Origin of the sequence: Sporocytophaga myxococcoides (assembly GCF_000775915.1) — a bacterium.
GTDB classification, from domain to species: domain Bacteria; phylum Bacteroidota; class Bacteroidia; order Cytophagales; family Cytophagaceae; genus Sporocytophaga; species Sporocytophaga myxococcoides_A.
The window spans coordinates 1-21,913 of the sequence record NZ_BBLT01000007.1 but is presented as its reverse complement, the minus strand read 5'-3'; the positions used below and the strand labels follow the sequence as shown (position 1 = coordinate 21,913).

Annotated in this window: 22 protein-coding genes and 1 pseudogene; 6 read left to right on the top strand and 17 right to left on the bottom strand. The window is 34.1% G+C overall.

The genetic code is table 11. The features are described from left to right. Window positions 1-8: 8 nt before the first annotated feature. Genes MYP_RS16440 through MYP_RS16430 form a run of 3 tightly spaced genes read right to left on the bottom strand, consistent with a single transcriptional unit; the run spans window position 9 to window position 2,478 of the window. Window positions 9-752, bottom strand: a complete 744-nt coding sequence (locus tag MYP_RS16440; protein WP_045465688.1) for an MBL fold metallo-hydrolase — start codon at window positions 750-752, stop codon at window positions 9-11. Between the two features lie 20 nt (window positions 753-772). Next, on the bottom strand, window positions 773-1,642 hold the full coding sequence (locus MYP_RS16435; protein ID WP_045465686.1) for an outer membrane beta-barrel protein: 870 nt from the start codon (window positions 1,640-1,642) through the stop codon (window positions 773-775). Between the two features lie 38 nt (window positions 1,643-1,680). Continuing rightward, window positions 1,681-2,478: a M48 family metallopeptidase gene (locus MYP_RS16430; RefSeq protein WP_045465683.1), complete on the bottom strand. Its 798-nt coding sequence runs from the start codon at window positions 2,476-2,478 to the stop codon at window positions 1,681-1,683. Window positions 2,479-2,676: 198 nt separating this feature from the next. Between MYP_RS16430 and MYP_RS16425 the strand changes: the two genes are divergently transcribed. Beyond that, window positions 2,677-3,207 (top strand): DUF4468 domain-containing protein, encoded by a 531-nt coding sequence (locus MYP_RS16425; protein WP_052430282.1) that lies wholly within the window; start codon window positions 2,677-2,679, stop codon window positions 3,205-3,207. 3 nt (window positions 3,208-3,210) lie between these two features. Here MYP_RS16425 and MYP_RS16420 read toward each other — a convergent pair whose 3' ends face one another. The 4 genes from MYP_RS16420 to MYP_RS16405 form a co-directional block, all read right to left on the bottom strand. Then, complete coding sequence (locus MYP_RS16420) at window positions 3,211-4,605, bottom strand: deoxyribodipyrimidine photo-lyase (RefSeq protein ID WP_045465679.1); 1,395 nt, start codon at window positions 4,603-4,605, stop codon at window positions 3,211-3,213. 24 nt (window positions 4,606-4,629) lie between these two features. Further along, window positions 4,630-4,899, bottom strand: coding sequence for an acylphosphatase (locus MYP_RS16415; protein ID WP_045465677.1), 270 nt, complete (start codon window positions 4,897-4,899; stop codon window positions 4,630-4,632). Continuing rightward, window positions 4,896-5,414, bottom strand: coding sequence for an O-acetyl-ADP-ribose deacetylase (locus tag MYP_RS16410; protein WP_045465674.1), 519 nt, complete (start codon window positions 5,412-5,414; stop codon window positions 4,896-4,898). The genes MYP_RS16415 and MYP_RS16410 overlap by 4 nt, the downstream gene beginning before the upstream one ends. Window positions 5,415-5,569: 155 nt before the next feature. Then, window positions 5,570-5,971: an Hsp20/alpha crystallin family protein gene (locus tag MYP_RS16405; protein WP_045465671.1), complete on the bottom strand. Its 402-nt coding sequence runs from the start codon at window positions 5,969-5,971 to the stop codon at window positions 5,570-5,572. Between the two features lie 162 nt (window positions 5,972-6,133). On the opposite strand from MYP_RS16405, the gene MYP_RS16400 reads away from it, so the two are divergent. Beyond that, entirely contained in the window at window positions 6,134-6,580 is a 447-nt protein-coding gene (locus MYP_RS16400) for a DUF2383 domain-containing protein (RefSeq protein WP_045465669.1), read from the top strand. Between the two features lie 120 nt (window positions 6,581-6,700). Further along, window positions 6,701-7,471 carry a phosphatase PAP2 family protein gene (locus tag MYP_RS16395; protein WP_052430281.1) on the top strand — a complete coding sequence of 257 codons (771 nt, stop codon included), beginning with the start codon at window positions 6,701-6,703 and terminating at the stop codon, window positions 7,469-7,471. Here MYP_RS16395 and MYP_RS16390 read toward each other — a convergent pair. The 3 genes from MYP_RS16390 to MYP_RS16380 form a co-directional block, all read right to left on the bottom strand. Beyond that, on the bottom strand, window positions 7,468-8,388 hold the full coding sequence (locus MYP_RS16390) for a YihY/virulence factor BrkB family protein (RefSeq protein ID WP_045465666.1): 921 nt from the start codon (window positions 8,386-8,388) through the stop codon (window positions 7,468-7,470). The genes MYP_RS16395 and MYP_RS16390 overlap by 4 nt on opposite strands. Before the next feature lie 85 nt (window positions 8,389-8,473). Then, a complete protein-coding gene (locus MYP_RS16385; protein WP_045466183.1) occupies window positions 8,474-8,959 on the bottom strand; it encodes a hypothetical protein in 486 nt (161 codons plus the stop codon). A 107-nt stretch (window positions 8,960-9,066) separates the two neighbouring features. Beyond that, window positions 9,067-9,480, bottom strand: coding sequence for a response regulator (locus tag MYP_RS16380; RefSeq protein ID WP_045465663.1), 414 nt, complete (start codon window positions 9,478-9,480; stop codon window positions 9,067-9,069). Window positions 9,481-9,628: 148 nt separating this feature from the next. Here MYP_RS16380 and MYP_RS16375 point away from each other — a divergent pair, with 148 nt between their 5' ends. Together MYP_RS16375 and purB are read left to right on the top strand one after the other, a co-directional pair. Beyond that, a complete protein-coding gene (locus tag MYP_RS16375) occupies window positions 9,629-10,513 on the top strand; it encodes a cation diffusion facilitator family transporter (RefSeq protein ID WP_045465660.1) in 885 nt (294 codons plus the stop codon). Between the two features lie 440 nt (window positions 10,514-10,953). After that, window positions 10,954-12,309 carry an adenylosuccinate lyase gene (gene purB / locus MYP_RS16370; RefSeq protein ID WP_045465657.1) on the top strand — a complete coding sequence of 452 codons (1,356 nt, stop codon included), beginning with the start codon at window positions 10,954-10,956 and terminating at the stop codon, window positions 12,307-12,309. On the opposite strand, the gene MYP_RS16365 is transcribed toward purB, so the two are convergent. Together MYP_RS16365 and MYP_RS16360 are read right to left on the bottom strand one after the other, a co-directional pair. After that, a complete protein-coding gene (locus tag MYP_RS16365) occupies window positions 12,293-14,548 on the bottom strand; it encodes an amylo-alpha-1,6-glucosidase (protein ID WP_081990553.1) in 2,256 nt (751 codons plus the stop codon). The genes purB and MYP_RS16365 overlap by 17 nt on opposite strands. Window positions 14,549-14,550: 2 nt before the next feature. Beyond that, window positions 14,551-15,615 carry a glycosyltransferase family 4 protein gene (locus MYP_RS16360; protein WP_045465654.1) on the bottom strand — a complete coding sequence of 355 codons (1,065 nt, stop codon included), beginning with the start codon at window positions 15,613-15,615 and terminating at the stop codon, window positions 14,551-14,553. A gap of 123 nt (window positions 15,616-15,738) precedes the next feature. Here MYP_RS16360 and MYP_RS16355 point away from each other — a divergent pair, with 123 nt between their 5' ends. Next, window positions 15,739-16,500 (top strand): class I SAM-dependent methyltransferase, encoded by a 762-nt coding sequence (locus MYP_RS16355; protein ID WP_045465651.1) that lies wholly within the window; start codon window positions 15,739-15,741, stop codon window positions 16,498-16,500. Between the two features lie 2 nt (window positions 16,501-16,502). On the opposite strand, the gene MYP_RS16350 is transcribed toward MYP_RS16355, so the two are convergent. From MYP_RS16350 to MYP_RS26945, 5 genes and pseudogenes are all read right to left on the bottom strand, one after another. Further along, a complete protein-coding gene (locus tag MYP_RS16350) occupies window positions 16,503-17,474 on the bottom strand; it encodes a glycosyltransferase (protein WP_045465648.1) in 972 nt (323 codons plus the stop codon). Continuing rightward, window positions 17,471-18,445, bottom strand: a complete 975-nt coding sequence (locus MYP_RS16345; RefSeq protein WP_045465645.1) for a glycosyltransferase family 2 protein — start codon at window positions 18,443-18,445, stop codon at window positions 17,471-17,473. The genes MYP_RS16350 and MYP_RS16345 overlap by 4 nt, the downstream gene beginning before the upstream one ends. 1 nt (window position 18,446) lies before the next feature. Further along, a complete protein-coding gene (locus tag MYP_RS16340; protein ID WP_045465642.1) occupies window positions 18,447-19,709 on the bottom strand; it encodes a dihydroorotase in 1,263 nt (420 codons plus the stop codon). 1 nt (window position 19,710) lies between these two features. Continuing rightward, window positions 19,711-21,240: a hypothetical protein gene (locus tag MYP_RS16335; RefSeq protein WP_231570062.1), complete on the bottom strand. Its 1,530-nt coding sequence runs from the start codon at window positions 21,238-21,240 to the stop codon at window positions 19,711-19,713. A gap of 279 nt (window positions 21,241-21,519) precedes the next feature. Beyond that, a pseudogene (locus MYP_RS26945) lies at window positions 21,520-21,747 on the bottom strand (BatA domain-containing protein); the annotation flags it as partial. Between the last annotated feature and the right edge of the window lie 166 nt (window positions 21,748-21,913).

Below are 21,913 nucleotides of genomic sequence, written 5' to 3'. Positions count from 1 at the left end.
GTTAAAAGCTAGAATGCTATACACTTTCCATCTTCTGCTTTTTCTCCCTCAATCTTTGAATAATGAGCCAGACTTTCTTTTCCAAAGTGAGTTAAAAGCATGCGTTTTGCTTTTAAATTCTGCTGCTCAGCTATTATCTTTTTGTAATTAAGATGGGTTAAAGTCTCTTTTTCATAAAAATTGCATTCACAGATAAAGAGATCTGCATTGTCTGCTATCTGATATAGGTTATCTGTCCATCCTGTATCACCGGAGTACCCGAGGATTTTAGAATCCTTTTCAATCCTGAATCCATGAGGATTTACCAAAGGATTATGGCTTACCTCAAAAAATTTCATCCTAAAGCCTTCAATCTCTAATGCTTCATTTTTGTTATATTGAACAAAACGAATATCAAGATTCTGAAACATTGAGATTGCATCAGGATATAAAAGTGCAGAAACCTCTTTAATCCTTCTTTCTCCATCAGGAGGTGTAATGATCGTTAATGGCTTTTTTCTTTTATCTGCTTTATCCGCTTCCAGCACTAGAAAAGGAATTCCTGCTATATGGTCACCGTGAAGGTGCGAGATAACAATGATATCAACCGCCATAGGATCAAGATAGCATTTTCTTATTGCTGCCAGTGATGTAGGGCCACAATCGAGCAGTATATTTTTATCACCCCATTCCACATAATAACAGGAATTAAATCTGCCATCGCTGCAAAATGCGTCTCCACTGCCAATGACAGTTAGCTTTCCATTCGTCATTTTTAAAAATAAAATTGAAATTATAGTTTGATATACCAGCCTAAATTAAAGCTGATATTATCAGCATTAGATTTGTAATTTAAAACTTGACTAGGTTTATTAGGGTTCTGAACTGCTTTTTCATCCACTTCACTTACCATTATCACTTCATTATCAGAAACTGTTCTTATTTGATTACTGTACATATTATAATAAGAAATATCAACCATTTTTCCTTTTTTAAAATCAAAGCTTAAAGAGTTATAAGCCACTTCCATGACAAATACGACTCTTTCGGTTGGTGTTTTAATTTTAATTCCGGCAGAAGTGCTAAAACCAATCCCAAATCCTCCTGTCCATTCCCATTCTATAAGTTGAGTTCCTCTTATTCCATCGGTAAACCTAAATTTATTTTCGTAAGAAGATTTAGCTTTAGCGAATACGACTGAAGGGCCTAACTTTACATATGGTTCCACAATTTTTGAGCTGCTGGCTGAAATTACAAGATTCGGATTTACTATTAAATAATTAGCTCTGAATGTGGCGTTTTCATCAATCCTTTGTACTGTTGAAGTATCAAATGACCAAATATTATTAACCCTGTTAGGTCCACCAAAATGGTAACCAAGATTTACCTCTCCTCCAATATTTTTTGAAAACATCATCCCTAAAGCTGCCGAGATATTAAATCCTTTACCATAGGAATGTAAATTATAAGAAACTTTGCTGGAATATGGAGATTGTTGAATTTGTCTATTGCTCCCAATTCCTATTCCAAATCCATATCCAGCTGAAAAACTTACATATGTACTCTTCTTGTCCTTATTGTTGTTAATCTTCGTGCCTTCACTATCCTGTCCGAATACACTCAGATTAAAAAATAAAACCCCTACCAATAAATAAACTTTCATAAAATAATTTTAAAAAATACTCTTTTGTGTTTTCAGGATTAGCCCTTCTTATAATACTTCATTGCTTCAGGCAACTCTTTCTGTATCTTCTGAATCCTTTGCTCGTCTGAAGGGTGTGTAGAAAGAATCTGCGGAGGTTTAGTCCCTCCCTGGGCTTTCATTCTCTGCCAGAAGTCTACCGCCTTAGACGGATCATAACCGGCAATTGCCATAAAAATCAATCCCAAATGATCAGCTTCTGTTTCATGCAAACGGCTATATGGTAACAGGACCGCTACCTGGCTACCTGTATTATAAACTGTATTAAAAAGTGCTTTAGTTTCAGCCGGCTTGCTGGTCAAAGCAATATTCAAGGCTGTTCCCCCCATCTGGGTAATCAGCTCCTGACTCATCCTTTCCGAACCGTGTTCCGCTATTGCATGTGCAATTTCATGCCCAAGAACCACTGCCAATCCGGTTTCATCTTGGGTGACAGGAAGGATTCCTGTATAAACCACTACCTTACCTCCAGGCATACACCAGGCATTTACAGTGGGATCCTCAACAAGATTAAACTCCCACTGAAAACCTTTAAGCTTTGAACTAAGATTGTTCTGAGACATATACTGCTCCACAGCTCTCTGAATATTTTCACCAACCCTTTTTACCATAGCAGTCTTTTCTGCATTAGAAGACAATTGATTGGTACCTAAAAACTCTTTATAACTGGTATAACTCATTGACTGCATTTCCGTTGCAGGTATAAAATCAAGCTGTCTTCTTCCTGTTACCGGCACTTTCTGACATTGAAGCAAAGAAAGAGTCAATAGTGAGCTTAGAATTATTTTCGTTTTCATAAATAATTATTTATAAAGGGGCTCTTTGTAATGTGTCAACAAATTTACCAATAGTAAAGAAGGATTTAAACTCTCTTTTCCAATAAATTTTACATCGTTACCTCAAATACTGTATTGCATTTTTCCAAGATCGTTTTTAACTTACACTAATTCTTATACTTTTGTAGAAGAATTAATCTTTAACCAAAACGATTAAGCATGAGGACAAAAATTTTATTATTCCTACTGGCGTTATTTCCGGCAGTTACTTTTGCCCAATCTTTTCCTACAGATCCAGAGACAAAAAAATTCACGTTTCAGGAGACAGTTAATGTAGACAGTTTATCAAAAGACCTGATCTACGAAAGATCCAAAGAATGGATGGGAAAATTTTACAACAGTACAAGTCTTGATTTTGACAATAAGGAAACAGGAAAAATCAGTAAAGAAGGTACTTTCAATGTGTTAATCACGTATGACTTTAAATACAAAACAGACTACGTACTAACCTACAACATCAGCATCTTTCAGAAACCTGGAAAGTATAAATATACTATTACTGATTTCATGATCTATGACAGCAAAAACGGAGCTAAAACTGCTCAAAGTCTCGAGGCGTTTTATGCAAAAATGAGATCTCAGAGCAAAGGCGATTTTGTAAATAAGGTAAATGCTGAAGTTAACAAAACGATAGAAAATTTAAAGTCCTATATGATAACAGGACAAAAGAAAAACGAAGAGGACTGGTAGAAATCAGTCCTCTTTTTTTAATGCTTTTTCTTTTAAGATATTCACTTTCTCAATGTAAGCCTTGGGATTCGTTTTTCTTTCTAATCCTGAAGCAACCATGGTTCTGACTGTTCCATAAATAGGTCTTTCACCCCATGGTCTGTCATGTAATCCAAATATCCAGCCTATATTTGCATAAGAAACCGGATCTCGTCCATCAAGAAAATATTTATTATTAAGGTAAACTAAATTTTTATATGCTTTATCCGGTGTATCGGACCATTCCAATATCTTTTTTCCCCAGTACATTCTCATATAATTATGCATGAAACCAGTATACTTCATTTCATCCATTGCAGCATTCCAGTATGGATCATGTGTTTTTGACATCTCAAGCTGCTTCAAACTGTATCTGTGAGGTCGCTCGTCTGCTTTATGCTTTTCCAAAGTGTTTTTAGCCCATTCAGGAAGAAAACTGAAGCAATCATAGTCGGATGTATAATAAACAAAATTAATGGATAGCTCCCGTCTTATTAAAAGTTCTTCTACATAGGAGTCTACATTTTCTTTTTGATGCTTTTGAATTTCAAGCAGTATTTCGACAGGACTGATCTGACCAAAATGGAGGTACATACTCATATAAGAGATATCGTCCTTATAAGGATGATTCCTGTTTTCTACATACAAGTCAAGTTTCTTTGCAATAAAATATTCCAGTCTTTTTTTAGCCTCTGTAGGTCCTCCTTTAAAAAATGAATCTACTTTCCCTACACTTGTATCAAGCTTTAATGAACCCAACAATGCTTCAATATCATTTAATGATAAAGTATTTTTGAATTTTAAATCCAGAGATGAATGATTCAATTTTACTTTATCCAGAGGCACTATAAAAAGATTGGCATGCAGCCATATTTTTCTCCGAATAGTCCTGGCAGCATATTCAGCTTTAGAACTTGCTATTTCCACAGGCACAACTGCATCTGATTCCACCTGCACCACTCTGCAGGAAACACCATCTGACACTTGCTTTCTCCATATTCTTTGATGCCTCAGGTATCCCATATCACAAAAGACAATAGCTGCATCAGCAGCAAATTCTTTTGCAATATCTGGTGGAAAGCCCTTTTTCAGGATAAAGCTGATATTTCTATTTGATAATTGATCAGCAGTATCTTTAAGTCCTTCAAGCATAAAATGATAATGACGAAGGTTGGCTTCTGGATAATTGTCCATTAAACCAAAAACCACTAGCAGCGGAAGTTCTAATTCGTTTGCCTTTAAAGCTGCATATTCCAAAGCATGATTATAATTAACCCTTTGAGATTGTTGCATCCAGTAAAGAACGTACTTTCCTTTCTCCAATACTGGTCTGTCATTTAAAAGTCTTACTCGTTCCTTTTCTACTTTAATCTTCTTCACTGAATACGCTTATAAACACTTTAATTAGTAATTAATATCAAAAGAGGTAAAATCACTAAGTGGAATTTCTTCTGTTTTAACTGAGTTTACCTGTGCCATTATTGGCCCGCGACTACACCATTTCAAAAACTTTTCAAGACTTTCTTCCTCTCCCATTGCTTCTATTAATACATCTCCATCCGGAAGATTTTTAGCAAATCCCACCAGATTTTGAGCTTTAGCTTCCGACCGAGCAGAAGCTCTGAAAAAAACACCCTGAACTTTCCCAGATACTAATATCCTTAAGTTTTTCATAAGAGTTCGTCAAGAGTTTTCTTGTATATATTAAACATTTCCTCACTGAAACATATAAAAATAACTTTTTCGGGAAAATTGTTTTGTTTCAGAAATTCAACTGTTGTCTTAATTGCTATTTCAGTTGCTTGTTCAAAAGGATACCGGTAAATACCGGTACTTATAGCAGGAAAAGCTACTGACCTACAATTATTCTTAACGGCTAAAGTTAAAGAATTTGAAAAACATTTTTCAAGCAATACTGATTCATTATGAGTACCTCCATTCCAAACCGGTCCTACTGTATGAATGACAAACTTTGCAGGCAGATTATATCCTTTAGTAATTTTAGCCTCACCTGTTTTACAACCATGTAGCAACCTGCATTCATGCAGCAGTTCTTTTCCGGCGGCCCTATGGATTGCACCATCTACACCTCCACCACCAAGTAGTGATGAATTGGCGGCATTTACAATAGCATCGACTTCTATTTTTGTTATATCTCCTTTTACAATTTCAATCTTTTCTTTTATCATACACTTAGAGTCAAGTAAATATATTTAAGAAATTTAAGAATTGGAGGGCCAGTTTGTTCCATATTAAAAAAAACTTCCAAATTATTAATCAAAAAGTTCATTAAAGAGGAATAATTAGATAATAAAAATGAGGCTGGTGTACTTCCAGCCTCATTTTATCTGAACTTAATGTCAATCATTCTATGCGCATTTTCCTGGGGTGATTTGAAAGGAAGAAGAATATTTAATTCTTCATTTTCATAAACAGCTTCAATATTTTCGATGTCTATAAATGAGGGTACCTCAAAAGTCCTTATAAATAAAGGCATCTTAACCAGGTCATCATCTTCAAAATCATCGAACCCTTGTAGCACTGTGTATACTGTTAACTGATTAAAATCAAGCATAATATGAAATGCTTCTGCAGACATAGAAGGAGCCTTTATGGTAATAACAAAATTAAAATCAGTCCTGCTGAATTCAAAAGATGTCATGCTAGTTCCTCCATTTGCAGTATTAAGGTAATCTGTCTGCTTTAACAACCCCCTTAGTAGTTCTCTGTTTTCCAAAAGATTCATAGTCTGTCCTCTCTTTTTAATAGAACAATAATTATTATAAATTAATATCACTTACTACTATTATTCCTTTGCTACCATATCAGAATTTAAGAAGTGGCAAAAATAGAACAAAGATGATTTCTAAACTGTTTCTTATAAATTATATGTAATGTTGATACAACAATGAAAGAAACATTTGAGCTGGTTTCAGGAGTCAATTCTTTAATAAGAACTTTAAATGATCGCTTTTCCTTTTTTAAGGAACTAATTGGAATGACTGAAAATAATGCTTTCCAAAACATTTCGAGCACAAACTGTAGCCAAAGCAAGGTTCTTCAGAAAGAACTTTTAAAATATTCAGATGAAACTGCGGAAGAAGCGGGCACCAGCTTTTCAAGTGATTCCAAAAGGTTCTGGATAAAGTTGAAAGATAATATAACAGGCACTAGTTTAAATACTATTTTTCAGGAAGCTATAAAAGTTGAAAAAAATACTTTAAAAGCATATCAGGAAATACTTGGCTTAAACCTTCCATCAGACCTGAAAAACCTAATATCCGGACAATATTTTTTAATTGAAAAAAACTACAAAGAGTTGACTTTACTTGAGCAAGAATATTCAGATGCTTAGCTAAAATTAAACTGTTGATTTTTTTGATCTTTAAAAGATTTTTAAAAATATCGCTTTAACATTTTTTTGATATAAAGGTTCTTTAAAGTAATTAGCCAACAAAATTTGGAGGACCTGTCGATGAAACAATTGAACTTTTTGTTGATTTTTATTTTCACAATTCAATTACAAACGGGAATTTGTCAGACAAATGACAGCATAAACCCAGAAATTACCAAAATAAATGAAATCAAAGACCATCAAAATAAAAAGTGGTACAAATCAAGAGTATTTAAAGCAGCTATAGCTCCTACAATTCTTATAGGTCTTGGAGTTTCTACAATTCAGAATCATGGAATTTATAGCAGTTACGATGCAAGGAATGACATGCAAAAGTTATTCCCCTCATTTCGGACAAGAGTTGATGATTATCTGATTTTTGCACCATATGCTCAACTCGTAGCATTGAATCTTTTAAAGGTTAAATGTCAGAACGATTTCATAAATACAGCTTTACTTATTGTAAAGACAGAGATAATAGTAAATGCCTTAACTTTTTCCGTAAAATATATAACTCATATTCAGCGCCCTGACAGTTCTGATTTCAAATCATTTCCTTCCGGACATACAGCACAGGCTTTCGCAGCAGCAACTATTGTTCATAAAGAATTCAGATACAAAAGTCAATGGTATGGAGTTGGTGCTTATACGATAGCAACAGCTGTTGGCTTTTTTCGAATGGCAAACAATAAACATTGGTTGTCCGATGTCCTTGCTGGCGCAGGATTTGGAATTCTTTCAGCTCAAATAGCATACCTTACCCATCAAAACAGGTGGGGTAGAAAAACGCAATGCCTTATACCTACTTATTATAATGGTGCCATGGGAGTATCTTATCAGCTTACATTTTAGGATTTACTGTATTTTTCTCTGTAGAAATCTTCCATCTTCATCGCATATTTGGAATACTTAATAGAATATCCATATTTTTTTGCATAAACATGAGTAAACTCAGCACCAAAAAATAAGATGAGTGAAGAATAAGAAACCCAGATCATAATTAATATTAAAGATCCTGCAGCACCATAGGCTGAAGCAGGGTTCATATGAACAAAATAAAAGCCCATGGCAAGCTTTCCAATAACAAAGAGGAAAGATGTTAGCGCAGCTCCAAACCATACACTTCCCCAGGCTATTTTTACATCTGGCAAATATTTGTAAATAATAGCAAACAATAAAGTAATGATCCCGAATGATACCAGGAAATTTATTATAAAAAACCAGGAAACTATATAATCAGGTAAATGCTGATTAAGCCAGGTACTAAGAGCATTGAGTGCTGTGGTAATCAATATAAAAGCAAACATCAGCACACCAATAAAAATTATGATGGCAAAAGAAGTAATCCTGCTCATGATATATTTTAATATTCCACTTTTAGGATTAACCCTTACTTCCCACACCTTATTAATCGATTTCTGAAGTGCGATAAATACTCCTGTAGCTCCAAAAATCAAAGTACCCAAGCCTACAAAAGCTGTAAATCTCGAACTTGTTTTCAAGCTTGCATTTGCAACTATTCCCTGAATGATGCTTCCGGCCTCATATCCAAGTATTTTACCGAGTTCAAAAGCAATTTTACCTTCAACTGCATCTTTACCAAAAATAACTCCAGCAGTATTAATAACAATAAGTAATAAAGCTGGTAATGAGAGAATAGCATAATAAGCAACGGATGCACTCATTTCAAAAGGATCATCTTTTATCCATTCTTTATAGGTTTGCGAAAGAAGATATACAATATCTTTGGCAACTTTTTTTAACTTCATCAGGGATTTTTTAAAGGCAAGAAAATTAAAAAAATTCTACCACAAAAATGACTTATATTAGAAGAAAAAGAGTAGGAAGCATTTCCTACTCTGTTAATTCTTTCTCCTTCTCCCCTTCGGATAAAACGCTTTCTGCGTCATGAATATTAATCTCTTTTAGAAGCTCTTCTTCCAATATAGAAGCCCAGGTGTTCAGATATAAAATTACATCTTCTCTTTTGTCTCTTTTAAGATAAACATTCTCTCCCATTCTCATCAATATCCTTCTGTCTGTAAGATTTTCCAGATTTGCAAAATCATCCAGAATAAGACCAGCATCTAGCATTACGGCTATGACTTCATCAATTTCATAACCACTTTCTTTTCTGAATAAACGAGATAGCATGTCCCAGTCACCGTGCTTCTTTATGCCAAACTTCGTGATTTGCTTTTTATCTAAGCCTGTGAGAACCTGAGCTAAATTACCACAGTTGCATGATCCAATATCTTTCCAGTTATAGTTGGTTTTATTTCCAATCTGTTTTGCTGCAGTCCTAAGGGCTTCGATTAATCTTAAACTAGGTCTAGCCATAACTTTAATGTTTTTAATGGAACATCTGATTATATAAATAAGCATTTTTTTCATCATTATGTTTCAGTTAAGGCAAACCTTTATTTGAGAATATATGCGGAAAGAAATTAGTTGTATGAAGTTGCTGGTTTTAAGTTTAATATACTCAGCACTTTCTCTTCTGTAAGGGGCTTAACGAAATAATTGGTTATACCAAACTCTTTTTTTAATCGCTCTTCGTCCCTCGGGTTGTTCGATGAAGAAAGAACAACTATTTTAACATTATTTTTATTCTCAAAAATTAACTTATCAAAAGATTCCAGAAACTCATATCCATCAATTACAGGCATATTAAGATCTAATAAAATAAGTTCCGGACAAATGCCATTTTCATCATAGATGGTAATAAATTTTAATCCATCTATACCGTTTTTTACCACTTTAATTTCGCTCGCTACTCCCATTCTTTTCAATAAAGTTTCATTGATAAAATTGCTAATCTCATCGTCATCAATTAGCAATATGCAATTAATTTTTTTCATACAATTTTAAAAAAGTAGTATAAATAATTGTTTTGTGGTTAAAAGGTTTGAAAGATTTTATTGAAAGTGGCAAATAAAAGTTCTGCGGCAAGAACAGTTAATAATTACCTTTACATTCATTTCCTAATTTTAAAGAAAAATACATAGAATGATCGAAGTCTCAAAAAAAACTTCTGTACCTGGTCAAAAAATCATTATTGGAAGTCTCTTTTCTAACCTTTTTTTGGGTCTTCTTAAACTTTTAACGGGTATATTTGGAAATTCTTTCGCATTGATTGCCGATTCTATTGAATCTTTTTCTGATGTGATCAGCTCTGTAATTCTTTTCATAGGATTAAAAGTTTCAGTTAAAGAACGGGATGAAAATCACCCTTACGGACATGGAAAGGCTGAACCAATTGCCTCAATTGCTCTTACATTTTTACTTTATGCAGCAGCAATATTTATAATCACAGAAAGTATCCAGAATATTCGTACTCCTCATAAACCTCCTGCTCCATTTACATTGATTTTACTGGGTGCTATTATATTCATAAAAGAAATTTTATTTCGATTTGTCAGTAAAGCGGGAGAAACACACCAAAGCTCAGCTATGAAAGCAGAGGCATGGCATCATAGAAGTGATGCTTTATCTTCCTTGGCTGCTTTCTTTGGTATTGCAATCGCTATCATTGGGGGAGAAGGATATGAAAGTGCTGATGACTGGGCTGCTCTTGCTGCTTCTGCTTTAGTTATTTATAATGCCTGGACAATTATGAGATCTGCTATGAATGAATTGATGGATGTTGCCCCTGACCCTTCCATAGCTCAGCAAGTAAAGGACATTGCAAGAAAAGTACCCGGGGTAGTTCAGCTAGATAAATGTCTTGTAAGAAAAATGGGATTTGACTTTTATGTAGATCTACATGTAATGGTTAATGCAGACATTTCTGTAAAAGAAGGCCACAAACTTGCCCACGATGTTAAAAATCAACTATTAAAAGACCTTCCTAAAATTAAAGACGTGCTTATTCATATCGAACCAGCGGAATAAGTAGTAAGTCGTAAGTATTAAGTTAAAAGTTGAAAGTTGAAAGTTGAAAGTTTGTGCATTAACATCAACTGTCAGGAAAATACAAACTGGGCTTCAGGTCTTCAGGGTTGTTTATAATATTCAACTTTAGAGTAAATAGGAAGAATATAACTTCCTGGCCTAATGATGGTCAGTGGTAAAGCTTTTTTTGAAAACTTACAACTTTTAACTTAATACTTACAACTTTAAAAAAGCCGGCATAGAGGGATGCCGGCTTTATAGAGGGTATTGGTGGGATAAGCCACTGGCTTATTGTATTTCAAAGTAACTTAAAAATTCTGAAGCAATTCTGAACTTCTCAGCCAATGCATAAAACCTGTTAATCAAAACATTAAGACAAAAAATATTTTTTTTCGGGATAAAAGGTTATTATTTTTATCTTTGCTGTTTATTTTGAAAAAATGGAATTAAACGCATTGACAGCGATCTCGCCTATTGACGGCAGATACAGGAATCAGGTTAAAAATCTAGCTCCTTATTATTCAGAATTTGGCCTAATCAAATACAGGATTCAAGTTGAAATTGAATATTTTATTGCGCTGGCAGAATTACCCCTTCCAGGACTTGAATCCTTTAGTAAAAGCTTATACCCATCTTTAAGGAATATTTATTTAAACTTTACTGAAAAGCAGGCACAGGAAATCAAGGAAATAGAAAAGAAAACCAACCATGATGTCAAAGCTGTTGAATATTTTATAAAAGCTGCATTTGATAATTTAAATATTGCTCAATACAGCGAATTCATTCACTTCGGATTAACTTCTCAGGATATCAATAACACAGCAATTCCAATGTTGCTAAAAGATTCTGTTCAGGAAGAGATTTTACCTTTGGTTTACTTGCTTCAGAATGCCTTAATTGGAATTGCAAAAGAATGGAAAGGGATAGCAATGCTTGCCAAAACGCACGGTCAGCCTGCTTCACCAACCACACTTGGGAAAGAGTTAATGGTTTTTGTTGAAAGAATAAACAATCAACTTGAGCTCTTAAAAAACGTCCCTTATTCCGCAAAATTTGGAGGAGCAACAGGAAACTTTAATGCTCATTTTTCTGCCTATCCGGAAATTGACTGGATAGAATTTGCAAATGAATTTCTGAACACTCAGTTAGGCTTACACAGAAGTCAGTTTACTACACAGATAGAACACTATGATAATCTTGCTGCACTGTTTGACAATTTGAAAAGAATCAATACAATTCTGATAGATCTTGACAGAGATATGTGGCAATACATTTCTATGGAATACTTTAAGCAGAAAATAAAGGAAGGTGAAATTGGTTCTTCTGCTATGCCTCATAAAGTCAACCCTATAGATTTTGAAAATTCTGAAGGTAACCTTGGTATTGCTAATGCCATATTTGAGCATCTTTCGTCTAAACTTCCAATATCAAGATTGCAAAGAGATTTGACTGATTCAACTGTCCTCAGAAATATAGGAGTACCTATTGCTCATATGTATATTGCTATTAAATCGTTATTAAAAGGACTTGAAAAAATTGAGTTAAATAAAGCCGCAATAGATAAAGATCTTGAAAACAACTGGGTCGTTATCGCAGAAGGGATTCAAACAATTTTAAGAAGAGTAGGATATCCCCAACCTTACGAAGCATTAAAAGACCTGACCAGACAAAACAAGAAAATAACCCGGGAAATTTTTGAAGCATTTATTGAAACGCTAAATGTTTCTCCTTCAGTGAAGGCGGAATTAAAAACGCTTACGCCTTACACCTATACTGGTGTTAAATTTGAATATTAATATTAGATTCACTGGTAGAAGCAGAATACTTACCTGCATCTACCAGTGAATTTTTCTTAAGTATATTTTCATTCTCTACTTTTTTCACCTTTACATCACCGTCTTTGTGCAATAGATAAACATCAATTTCATTATTTAAATTTCGTCTAATCTGAATCACAACTCTCGTATTGTTCACCTTTAGATTAGTGATCGTGAGCTCATTAATAAAGGAAGGCAAAGTTGGGCTCACAAAGTTAATACTGTTTTCTTTTGCATTGATTTCAATTCCCAAAGATGCTTGTAAAAGAAAATAAACTGAAGTAACAGCCCAAGCCTGGGGTGAGCAAGCAACAGGATATGCAGTAGGACCTTCATTCTTTCTTTTTTCAAAGCCACAAAATAACTCCGGTAATCTTTGCAATTCAACAAATGTAGTTACATCAAACATCCCCTTTAGAACTTTGTGGACTTCTTCATAAAAACCATATTTATAGAGCCCATAAGCAATCAATGAATTATCATGAGGCCAGATTGATCCATTATGATAAGACATAGGATTGTATCTGAACTCATCTGAAGCAATTGTTCTTATACCCCAGCCTGAAAACATATTATCATTTAGAAGTGTACAAGCTAGTTGTTCTGCATGTTCTTTTTTGGCTATGCCAGAAAAGAGGCAGTGACCTGCATTGCTTGATACAACATCACATGGGTTCTTTTGCCCATCTAAAGCAATGTAATAGCACTTTTTCTCTTCAGACCAAAAGGATTTTGCAAACTTCTCCTTTAGTTCATTAGCCTGATGACTTAGTTCTTCAGCTCTTTCTTCCATTCCAAGTTCTCTTGCTATCTTACTCGCACTTAACTTGGCATCGTATACGTAGCCTTGTACCTCACATAAAGCTATTGGACCTTTAGCAAGTTTCCCGTTTGAATAAAAGATAGAATCATGAGAATCTTTCCATCCCTGATTATTAAGTCCGCTTTCAGATTTTTTCTGATATTCTATAAATCCGTCTCCGTCAAGATCTCCGAAGTGATCGATCCATTTCAATGCTGCTTCAATATTAGGCCAGATATGCCTTAGAGTCTCAAGATCATTTGTCCTTTGAAGGTAGGCTCCTGCCAGTGCAACAAAAAGTGGAGTAGCATCTATAGTCCCATAGTACAATTTAAATGGAATTTCACCAAGCTCTGCCATTTCTCCGCCTCTTTTCTCATGAAAAATTTTACCAGGTTCTGCATCCTGAAAACTGTTCTCAGAATCTGCTTGAGTGGCTGCAAGATATTTTAATACTCCTTTGGTTATATCTGGATTTAGCCATAAGCATTGCCAGGCCGTAATAATACCGTCCCTACCAAAAGGTGTACTATACCATGGAATACCGGCATATGGATATATGCCATATTCTGTATTAGAAATCATAGTGATCAGATCAGATTTTGATCTGTGCAGCCATTCGTTGAACTGTTCATTAGAGCTCAATAATTCGCAAGATTCCTCTTTAACTTTTTCGAGTGTTTTTATAACCTGATTATATGCATCTTCATATTTCAGGATCTGTGTTTCCTTTTTTCCAATTTCACAGGCTACTGCAAAAGATATATAATCACATGCCTTAGGTGGTAATTGAATTTTATAGAATGCTTTTTTAGTTTCAATAGAATCAGGAGCTTTTTCAAATTTTATCCTTGTTTTTCTGGACACATTATCCAACCCTTTATAGCCAAGTATAATCTGATCTTCCTGGTACTTAGGAGAAGCTTTTCTTCCTGCTTTCTTTCTTGATAAACCTCTTACTTCAAAGATATCTTTAAAATCCGATTCAAAACTCAGTGACAGATTAAACACCAGAGGCTCCATTCCAAAATTGCACAGTCTTATTTTCTCATAGCAAACATTATTGTATACAAATTTTGCTCTGTGAATATGAAGAGAACCTTTTTCAGCTATGGAACCATTTTTATTTAAATAATCAGAATTGGTTAAGTCTACTGTCATCAACTCATTTTCTTCCTTCAAACTTGAACTCAGAAGTAAAGGTCTGTGTCCTTCAACGAGCAGTTCCAGCTTACTTAAAAATCTTGTTCCTTCACAAAATAATCCCTGTGCACCATGCCCTATTGGAAACACATCACCATATCTATCAAAGACCCCAAACATATCCTCATGCTTGAGCACAATTATCCGGTCATCGGCCAGAGATGAAGATGCAAGAATAAAATATTGATTTTTATACTTGATATAACTTCCCATGCCTAAACATTTTTATATACAAAATTAATATTGGACATACTTTTAGTTTTGATCAACTGGTCATAAACCTCTAAATAATCTATAGCCATTCTTTCTGCTGAAAATCTCTTATCGAAGCAAGCTCGAACTTTAGCCCTGTCAAGTTTTTTCACATCCTCAATACTACAAAGCGCTTCTTCCATACTTTCTACTATTCTTCCGGACACGCCATCTTCTATAACCTCCGGAACACTCCCGTTTCTCCAGGCAATTACAGGAGTTCCACAAGCTATTGATTCTATCATAACCAAACCAAATGGTTCAGGCCAATCTATTAGAAAAACAAGAGCGATCGCATTCTCCAGAAATTCCTGCTTTTCTTTTTCACTCACCTCTCCAACATACTCTACCAAAGGGTGATTAAGCATTGGTTTTATAACTGTTTCAAAATATTCATGATCTTTGGTATCAACTTTTGCAGCTAGTTTGATTGGAATACCTGCATCAATGGCAAGTTGTATAGCTCTTTCCGGTCTCTTTTCCGGAGAAAATCTTCCTAAAAATGCCAGATATTTACCTTCTCCATAACTTCCTTTATAAAGGTTTGAAGGAAGCCCATGATATACAGTTTCTATCCAATTTGCTTCAGAAAGTGGTTTTCTTTGAAAATCGGAAATTGAAACCACTGGTATTTCTTTATACTCTTTGTATAATGGAATAAGATCAGGCATATCAAGCCTACCGTGCAATGTACTAACATGAGGTATAAGCATTCTCCTTGAAAGTGGAAAATGCAGGTAATCAATGTGAAAATGTATTATATCAAAATTATCAACTTCCCTCTGCACCATTTCCATAAGTGTGAAGTGATGTGCAAGTGGATCCATACTCTCGCTATCCAGTCTTAAAGCTTTGTTACAAGGAGCAATTAGTTTAGCTTTGGTTTCAGAATCTCCAGAAGCAAATAAAGTTACTTCATGCCCCTGCTTTACCAATTCCTCTGTCAGATAAGAAACAATCCTTTCAGTCCCTCCATATAATTTAGGTGGTACGCTTTCAAAAAGCGGACTCACTTGTGCTATCCTCATAGTTTTTTATCATAATACTATAAGATTAACCATGGTCCATATCGAAAGTTTTTCTTTTCATATTTCTTAGGATAAAGGGCAAAATATCAGCTATCTTTGGAGCTAATTTTGCATTAGTTTTAAATGAAAAAGTTAATAAGTCTGGTCATCAGAAAAATTCCCAGAAAATATTTACAGATAATAAGTCCGCTGGCGCTAAAAGTTATTGCTCTTTTCTATGCGGGGAATAAAGTAGAATGCCCAATTTCAGGAAAAACGTATAGAAAATTCCTTCCTTATGGGAGAATTCCAAGACCTAACGCTCTCGCTCCTGATAGCCTTTCTCTTGAAAGACATCGTTTAATGTGGTTATATCTGAAGAATAAGACAAATTTCTTTACAGCGAATCTAAAGGTCTTACACATAGCTCCGGAACATTGTTTTATTCATAGATTTGAAGCACTTAAAAATCTTGATTATATCACAGCGGATCTTGAATCTCCATTGGCAAAGGTAAAAATGGATATACATCAAATTCCATTTGAAGCTAATACATTTGATGTAGCTTTCTGCAATCACGTAATGGAACATGTTGATAGTGACATTAAAGCTATGAATGAAATTTACAGAGTATTAAAGCCAGGAGGTTGGGCAATCATTCAATCACCTCTTGATCTCGGTAGAGAAACTACATTTGAAGACTTCTCCATAACTGATCCTGCTGACAGAGAAAAAATTTTCGGACAAAATGATCATGTAAGAGTTTATGGAAGAGATTATAAAAAACGTCTTGAGCAAGGTGGATTTACAGTTGTTGAGGATGACTATGTGATGCAGCTTGACCCTAAAATTGTAGAGCGGTATGCTTTGCCCCAGGAAGAAATTATTTACTTGTGTAAAAAATAAGATTATTTCTTTTCTTTAAACAATTCTCTTTTAAGTTCAGTTAAAAAGCCTATCCCATAGCCCGTAAGCTGTGTGAATACAGCAGCAATACTGAGAAAGCCTATTTTTAAACTTTTATTTTTAACTGTTGAATCGATCAGGATCAGCAACGAATACAACAACAAAAATCCAGAACATATAAAGAATACTGAACTGCTAAAAATTGCTGAAAGAATCGTGAATGCGCAGAACAAGGTGAATGCTGCAGGCATAAAATGAATAGGTTTTAATTCCGAAGGAAAAAATCTGTAAATGTTTATTCTTGCCCTTCCGAAAAAATGAAGCTGCTTAAAGAAATGACCAAAGTTTGTCCTTCTTTTATGATATACAAAAGCGTTTTCTACAAGCCCAGATTTAAATCCGCTATTTATTATTCTGATACTAAATTCTATATCTTCTCCCATTCTGGTAATGATATATCCACTGGTTTTCTCAAAAACTCTTCTGGATATTCCCATATTAAAACTTCTTGGATGAAAGACTCCAACACTTTTCTTATTCCCTCTTATTCCCCCCGTCGTAAACAGTGAAGTCATGGAATAACTAATGGCCTTCTGCACATCTGTAAAGGATGGATGACTTTTATCAGGACCTCCGTATGCATCCAGAAATTTTTCATTTAAAGCTTTCTCTAGCTCTTCAAAATAGTTAGGTGGGATTATACAGTCAGAATCAAAAACTATAAAGTAATCACCTTTTGATCTTTCGTATCCATAATTTCTGGAAAACCCCTGACCTGTATTTTCTTTAAAGTAATAAGATATATCTAGTTGTTCTTTGAATGAATTGACTATCTCTTCACATTTTATGGAAGAACCGTCTTCCACAACTACAACATCAAAATTCCTGTAAGTCTGTTTGGTCAGACTTTCCAGTAGTTCTTTAATTTCATCGGGACGGTTGTAGATGGGAATAACTACAGAATACCTTCTCATGCAATATCTCCGACTTTGTCTAGAATAATATAATCAGACCTTTTATGAGAGTTCATGGTGAGAATTTCTCCGATAAAGCCTGCTAAGAACAATTGAACACCAATAATTATAGCAACTAAAGCTAAATAAAACCAGGTATTGTTAACTACATCTCTACCTCTGATTCCCATTGAAAGGTTATAGATTTTATCTGCAAGAAGATAAAAAGTAGTAAAAAATCCGAAAATAAAAGATAAAGTACCTAAAGAGCCGAAAAAGTGCATCGGTCTTTTTTTGAATTTTGTTACAAAGGTTATGGATAATAAATCAAGAAAACCATATAAGAAGCGTTCTAAACCAAATTTTGTAGTTCCATACTTTCTAGCCTGATGCTGAACAACTTTTTCCCCTATTTTCCCAAAACCATTTCTTTTAGCTATTACAGGGATATATCGATGCATCTCTCCATAAATTTCAACATTTTTTATCACCTGGTATTTGTAGGCTTTCAAACCACAGTTAAAATCATGAAGTTTAATTCCTGAAATACTACTGGTAACTCCATTAAACAATTTGGTAGGTATAGTTTTTGAAATCGGATCAAATCGTTTCTTTTTCCAACCAGAAACCAGATCATATCCCTGATTTTTGATCATATCATATAGTTCAGGAATTTCATCAGGACTATCCTGTAAATCTGCATCCATAGTAATCACAACTTCGCCTTGGGCATTATGGAAGCCCTGATTCAAAGCTGCACTTTTACCATAGTTACGACTAAATCTAATCCCCTTAATATAAGGATTCTTATTATTTAGTTTTTCAATGACATCCCATGATTCATCTGTACTGCCATCATCTACAAGAATAACTTCATACTTAAAGTGATTCTTATCCATTACTCTGCTTATCCATTGTGTAAGTTCGGGTAACGATTCTGCCTCATTCAGCAAAGGCACTACTACAGAAATGTCTGGTCTTAAAGAGGCCATCTTAATTATTTATAAAATACATTCCTTTGTTAATTACTGCCAAAGGTTTTCCTTTGAACTTCCAACCAACAAATGGAGTATTTTTAGATTTTGATCTAATATCATTTTTGGTAAACTCCCATTCTCTTTCTGAATCAAAAATGGTGATTTCAGCAAGTGCCCCTTCCTTTATAACAGGCTGAGATAAGCCCAGAATTTTGCGGGGCGCATAGGATATTTTATCAAGAAGAGTTTCAAGAGAAATATCTCTTTTAATTGTATTTACAATGGAAAACACCGATTCTAATCCAATCATTCCAAATTCAGCCAGGTCAAATTCCAGATTCTTGCTTTCTTCATCCTGAGGGTTATGGTCTGATACAATAGCATCAATAACTCCATCTTTTAAATAATTCCAGAACGCATCAACATCTTCCCTGGATCTTAAGGGAGGGTTTACCTTTAAATTTGTATCAAAGGAAGTGAGTAATGTATCATCAAGGGCAAGATTGTATGCAGTAATATCAGAAGTTACATTCAGACCTTCAGCTTTAGCTTCTTTAATAAGTTCGAAAGAACGTGGACTACTAACATGAGAAAAATGAATTTTCCCTCCTGTATACCTTAATATTCTAAGATCTCTTTCAACAATTATTTCTTCAGCCAACTTGGGAAGACCTTTCAACCCCAGAAGTGTACTGGTTAAACCTTCGTTCATCTGACCATACATAGAAACGTATTTATCCTCTGCATGAACAAGCAAAAGTCCATCAAATGCCTGAAGATATTGAAGTGTTTTCAGTAACACATCCGAATGCCAGATTGGTTTATTTCCATCAGAAAAAGCAATTGCTCCTGCTTTATGCAAATCAATCATCTCGGTGATTTCTTCACCCTTATTGTCCACTGTAACAGCTGCAACAGGATAAACTGAGGTAATTTTATTAGCAGATCTATTAGAAATATACTCAACTAAATCTTTTGTTTGTAAAACTGGCTTGGTATTTGGCATACAAACAATACCTGTGAATCCACCGGATGCTGCAGCTCTAGTAGCCGAATGAATATCTTCTTTATGTTCGCTTCCCGGATCTTTTATAGAGGCTCTCAAATCAAACCATCCAGGTGAAACTTTTAAATTAGGGCTTTCAAGTACAATATCTGCAGTCTCTTCAAAATCTCCAATCTTCTCAATTATACCATCGACAATAACTATATTCTTTTTCTGAAAATGATAAGGTGAATTTTTATCTATTATTTCAGCAGATTTTAAGAGAATTTTCATTTTAAAAGAAGCGAATCAATAAAATTTCCGTAAGTAAAAACAACAGACACAAAATTAAACAATATTTCCAAAGAGGCCTTCCCTGATCTTCATTTTTAAAATCTTTGAGGAAAGAATCCGTGTTCTCTAAAGGTAGAATTTTAACATTCGGATGTGTCCCCTGAAATTTCTTTAATTCATCTAATGTATAAAAATCCATAATTGATTCTTTCTTGCCAAAATTTAAAGCAACAATCCTCTCTGTTTGTCCTTGCTTATTTATAAGAGAATAAAATCCAGGCCCCATCTCTCTTTCTGGTATTTCTATCATTAGTTGTTTGCCCGAAACTCTTTGATCTGGAATGAATTTTATTCCATTACCCTCCAGAGTAAAAATATTTTCGCTACGTGGATCTGTTAATTCAATAGTAAAATTTTTGTCCTGAAAACTATATCCTAACTTTTCATATGATGAAAAACTATCAAATCCGACTTTGTATAAAACAGGAACGAAAAGTGCATGTCTCGGAAAATTTGTATAGCCAGAACTAAAAGGTGCTGAGAATAAAAATAATTTGCCTTTACCTGAAGTAAATTCTGACAAGAAAGACCTTCCATTCTTAAATTTCAATAAACTATTTGATTGATTTTTAGAATACAAAATAGGAAAAGCATAGGGCATAGAAATATTCTGATCCTTTTTCTCAAATATATTTTTAAAGAATGGATTATTAAAGTCAGGGGGCACTAAAGTATATAAACCCTTATCCCCTAAAGTATCTGAGGAATAAGCCTCAACTTGAGAAATATTCATTTTTTTAAATAAATCATTTAAGTTATTTATATCCGTAGTACTGGCAGGTACATATATAAGCTCACCACCTTTCTTAACAAATTCAGCAATGGATTCAGAAAGAGAAGCTGGAATATTTTTTACAGCATTAATTACTATTAAGTTAGAAACAGGAATGGTGGAATAATCAAGACTACCAGATGAAGTTGATGTAACTACAAAAATATCCTCATTACTAAATAAATTTTTCAAATAGGAATTATTCCCATCATCCACTAATAAAACTTTAACCTTAGGACTTGGATTGATTGTAAAATAATATTGATTGTCAAAAGAAATAGGACTATCATCAATAGAAAGAATACATTTTTTCTCTGAGTTACCATTGATATTAAAAGGTATTTTTACAACTTTCGCAACGCCATTATTCACCTCAGCTACCGCTGAGCTAACCTGAATCCCATCAATACTAAGTTTCAAATTAACCTCTTTATTTCCTTCCCTTCCTTCATATTTAAGCTTTACGTTAATTTCATTATTCTGATTAACTTTCACATAAGGTGTACCCAACCAAACTGAATCAATGAAAACATTAGATACATCTTTATTTTGTACTGGAATCCAATAATATTCAGATAAAGAATCTAATTCTAAATTTTCCAGTGGCCCCATGGTTGATTTTTGGAAATCAGAAAACCAATAGTAATGATTAATTGATTTACTATCTATATCACCTAAATTTTTAAACCTATTATTCACCTCCTCTGCTGTCCTATATTGATTAGAAAACTTTAACTCAGACAACCTTTCACTGAACCGATCCCTAGTTCTTTTAAATAGGTCTTTTCCTTCAAAATTATTTGTCAGAAGAACATAATTTGTAGATGCAGGATTAATCTCCACTAAAGAGGATAATGATTTTGTTACCACTTCCAAAGCTTTACCATCTACTAACTCATTTTCCATGCTATAAGAATTATCAAGGTATACGCCAACATTATTTTTAGACTTAATCCCAATGCCACTTCCCTGAATTATAGGTTGGGCAAAAGCTAATACAAGAAAAAGGATAAATAATATCCTACTTAACAATATAAGTATTTGCTTTAATTTAAACCGCGTAGATGTTGACTCTTTAACTACTTCCAGAAAAGAAACATTGGTAAATAATACCTTAACTGGGCGTTGAAAATTAAACAGGTGTATAATTATCGGGATTAATATTGCCGATAATGCAAACAAAAAAGAAGGATATAGAAAATTCATTTATTCAAAACAAGAAATCGGGTTTCAAGGCTGTAATATAAAAATTAAATTTTCAATTTGACTAAATGAATAGGTTCAAATATGAATTAAATCTAAAACGATAACACTAAAAAAATAAATATAATAATCAGAGGTATTGATTAAAATATTTCCAATCAAAACAAAT